The organism is Geminocystis sp. GBBB08, assembly GCF_016743215.1.
GTDB lineage: Bacteria > Cyanobacteriota > Cyanobacteriia > Cyanobacteriales > Cyanobacteriaceae > Geminocystis.
Genome location: NZ_VRZC01000284.1, coordinates 1 through 1,987, shown reverse-complemented (window position 1 = coordinate 1,987; position 1,987 = coordinate 1). Strand labels below are relative to the sequence as shown.

The following is a 1,987-nucleotide window of genomic DNA, read 5'->3' as shown; positions in this document are numbered from 1 at the left end:
GTTATATCTTGGAGGTTGGGAATTTCCTATTCCTTTAAACAATCTTGCTGATTGGATAGGCGTAAGTGAAAATACTCCTTGGTTACAAGTTATCACGGCTTCTTTAGGTATCAGTATGATGTTATTAAAAGCCTATTTTCTGGTATTTATTGCCATTTTATTACGTTGGACTGTACCTCGTGTCAGAATTGATCAATTATTAGACTTAGGTTGGAAATTTTTATTACCAGTATCCTTAGTCAACTTATTAATAACAGCCGCTTTAAAATTAGCCTTTCCTGTTGCTTTTGGCGGCTAAAATAATTAGGTATTACCTCAGTTAGACTTTAAAAATACGACTGGAGGGAAATAGATAAGAGACAGAAGATAGGATATAAAAAATAAAATTGACATAAATAATATTGAAATTGATTTTTTGAAAATTATTTAGTGCAGTTAATGATTATGACTCTGTCTATTTCATTATTTTATTTTACCTGCCTGTTTGTCCACTTTGTCTAACTTTCACGATAATTTTTATGTCGAATTGAGGTTGTTTTTTAGTTTTACTGCCTCTTGTTATTTCTAAATTCTTCGAGCAATGGGTAATGGGCAATAGATAATAGGCTAAATTCTAAATTTTGCCCAACGGAAATGCCATAAATCAAATAGGATTGCTATAGTGATAACTGTCACTGTTATTATTTTTAATGGTTAATTTTTCTCCACTGGAATCATTACGGCAAGGTAGTTGGTTTAAGTTGATTTGTGGTGCTAGTTATCAACATTTACCTTCTATTCGCAATCTTGCCCTAGTTTATACTTTAGCTGGGGCTGATTGTCTTGACGTTGCTGCGGATAAAGCTGTTATTCATAGTGCCTTAGAAGGTATCAAAATCGCCCAAAATTACCATAAACAAGCTCAAAATTTTGGCTATAATCCCCATGAAAATCCTTTTTTAATGGTAAGCATTAATGATGGAGAAGATCCGCATTTTCGCAAAGCCTACTTTAATCCTAACCTTTGTCCGCCACATTGCCATCGCCCTTGTGAAAAAATTTGTCCTGCCGAAGCCATAAAATTTAGTAACAATCATCAGGGAATAATAGAAGAATTATGCTATGGTTGCGGAAGATGTTTGCCTATTTGTCCGATAAATATTATTGAAACGGAATCAAAAATTATCGGGATAAAAGATGTTTTACAATGGTTAGATATTTTACCAATAAATGCCATAGAAATTCACACTCAACAAGGACATTTTTTTCAGTTTCAACAAGTTTGGACAATAATAGAACCTCATCTTTCTCAACTAAAATTAATTGCCATTAGTTGTCCTTATACTGAAAAAGTTACTGAATATTTAAGCAAAATTTATGATTATATTAAACCAGTAAAAATACCTTTAATTTGGCAAACAGATGGTCGTCCGATGAGTGGAGATATAGGTATTGGTACAACTCATTTAACCATAAAATATGCCCAGAAAATCAAAGAATTAAATTTACCCGGATTTATCCAATTAGCTGGAGGTACTAATGAATATACCGTTGAAAAAATCAAATCTTTAAACTTAATACCTTCACAAATTTCTGGAATAGCTTATGGCAGTAAAGGGAGAAAATTAATCGCTAATATTTTATCTAAATTAGAAGATATTTCGACTAATAATCAATTAGAAGATTACCCCGAATTATTATGGCAAGGAGTCAATCAAGCTCATCAATTAATCTCGCCTTTAAAATATCGCAATCGTAAATCATTCGTGAAGAATTAAAGATTAAAAAATAAATCTGTCAATCTTACTATACCGTCAAAGCTGATAGCTGATAGCTGATAGCTAACACCTCTTTAAATCTCACAATTCCCATAGGATTGCTATATAGAACCTATTTGATATTTACGCCTGTAACCCAAATAACAAAAGGCTTTGACGAGATTAAAGTATTTCTTCTGAAATCATTATTATGTAACCATTCTAAAAAAGATACCAAATGGGTTCTATAA

Annotated in this window: 2 protein-coding genes; both read left to right on the top strand. The window is 32.0% G+C overall.

What is annotated here, in order from left to right; all coding sequences use genetic code 11:
• Positions 1 to 298, top strand: a 298-nt coding sequence (locus FWJ34_RS19230; protein ID WP_308256936.1) for an NADH-quinone oxidoreductase subunit H, incomplete at its 5' end; no start/stop codon positions are given.
• A 391-nt stretch (positions 299 to 689) separates the two neighbouring features.
• A complete protein-coding gene (ldpA, locus tag FWJ34_RS19225) occupies positions 690 to 1,757 on the top strand; it encodes a circadian clock protein LdpA (protein ID WP_308256935.1) in 1,068 nt (355 codons plus the stop codon).
• Positions 1,758 to 1,987 lie beyond the last annotated feature (230 nt).